The following is a 2,206-nucleotide window of genomic DNA, read 5'->3' on the forward strand; positions in this document are numbered from 1 at the left end:
TTGTTATATGGAAGCAATGCCTACAGGCTGGCCATTATGATTTCTGTGGTGAAAGAGGTCGGGTCGTTTTTATACTTGGGCTTTGCTAATAAAAAGACACCAATGAAGATACTGATGGAGATAAAGTAAGTGAGGCCTAATCATGAGGCATAGTCATAGCCTGACAAATCAGGGTCCTAGCTTACAAAGGACACTATTTGCTTATATTAGCATTATGTTGCTGTTGTTGTTGGTTGGAAGCTTTACGCTGAATATCACCACCATGCGTGACTATTTGCAGAATCAATTGCAGTCCCATGCACAGGATGCTGCTACTTCTTTGGGCTTGTCATTATCGACGAGTATAGATGCTCAAGATCGCGTGGCGGCAGCGCGAATTGTTGACACGATATTCGACAGTGGTGACTACAGAAAAATTGTTTTTTTTGACTTGAACGGTGCCGCCATTGTCGTGCGCGCTAACTCTTTAACTGTTGATACTGTCCCTGACTGGTTTGTCTCTCTGCTTGATCTAAAGGCCCCTGCCAAAAGTGCAGAAGTTGTAGCTGGTTGGAAACAGTTGGGCACGATTGTGGTAGAGAGTCATCCTGGTTACGCCTACCTTGAATTGTGGAAAGTGATTCGTTCTGAGTCAATTTGGTTTCTAAGTATTTTGGTGCTCGGCTTATTTGCAGCGCGTTGGCTATTAGCTGGTGTGTTAAAGCCTTTAAAACAGCTTCAGTTTCATGCACAGGAAATGAGTCATCGCCATTTTGATTTTAGGGCTCCTCATCCTGTATTCCGAGAGCTTGCAGGCGTTGCCGATGCGATGAATGATATGGCCAGGCAGCTTGGCGGGGTGTTTGAAGAGCAATTAAATTTGATCGAGGACCTGCGTCAGGCATCTTTTGTTGACACACTTACCGGCCTAAGTAACCGTGAAGGTTTTGATGGGCGTTTAAAGACAGAGCTGGATTCACAGCAGCACACAGCAAAAGGAAGTCTGGTCTTAGTGCAACTTAACGACTTTGGTGCAGTTAACGAGTCATTGGGGCGAGATCGAGGCGATGCTCTGTTGACGAGTGTTGCGCAGATACTGCAAAAATATGAACAGCGTCATCAGAATGCGTTTGCTGCGAGGCGAAGTGGTGCCGATTTTAGTGTGTTTATGCCGAGTGTTATGGATGATGAAATTGATGTCCTGGTGCCAAAAATGATATCAGAAATTTGTTCACTCTCTGATATCAAGCACTTGTTGCGCGATGATAGCGTGCATATCGGTGCGGCTTGCGTAAAGGCTGATGATACTGCTCGCACTTTGTTGTCTAAAGCTGATTTAGCCTTACGCCAAGCACAGTCAGATGGTATTTCCGGCTGGCGGCGTTATGCGCATATTCAGTCGGCAGAAGAGAGTATGCGAGAGGTGCATCAGGCAAATGAGTGGCGAAATATTTTGCAAGAGGTATTGCTGAGTCGAGATGTGAAGCTTCATACTCAAACAGTTTATGATGGTGAAGGAAAGGTTATGTATCAGCAGGTCCTTTCTCGAATTGAAGTAGAAGGCGAGCTGACTGTCGCTGGGACCTTCCTGCCGATGGCTGAGCGATTCGGATTGATGGTGCCCTTTGATCAGTTGGTTGTCGAGAAGGTGGTAGAGAGCCTGGCAGATCCAGAATTTTTGATGCAGCGAACTCACAATGAGTTGGCGCAAGGTGAAGCTGATAATCACCGATACTGTATTACCTTGTCTGAAGCTGCCTTGATAGATGAGCGCTTCTTGTCCTGGTTTGATCAGCAGCTTGTTCAGAACCCCAGCTTGGCGGAAATGCTAATTGTCGAAGTTCCAGAACATATCGTGAGTTATAATGAAAATGCCTTGGTCGTTTTGAGCAATATGGCAAAAGAGCATGGCTTTAGTCTATCGGTCGAGCGCTTTGGTGTAAGCTCGGTGCCATTTTCGTATTTACAGCGAGTGGATATTCACTACATCAAAGTTGACCATAGCTTTATTCGCAACGTTCAGGGCAGTCAATCAAATCAGTTCTTCCTGCGATCAGCGATCCAGATTGCACATGGTCAGGGAATTAATGTGATTGCTGTGGGTGTCGAGTCAGAAGACGAGTGGCAGGCTTTAAAAGAGCTGGGGATTGATGGCGCAATGGGGTACCATTTGAAACGGCCACAAGCAAATGAAGTATTTGCTTCATAGCAAGTGTTTGCAATTGAT

The 2,206-nt window shown here is 45.7% G+C and carries 1 protein-coding gene; it reads left to right on the top strand.

Annotated features, from left to right (window positions below):
• The first annotated feature begins 142 nt into the window (after positions 1-142).
• Complete coding sequence (locus tag A3729_RS14935; protein ID WP_068567618.1) at positions 143-2,188, top strand: EAL domain-containing protein; 2,046 nt, start codon at positions 143-145, stop codon at positions 2,186-2,188.
• Positions 2,189-2,206: the final 18 nt, after the last annotated feature.

This window comes from Oleiphilus sp. HI0043, assembly GCF_001634935.1.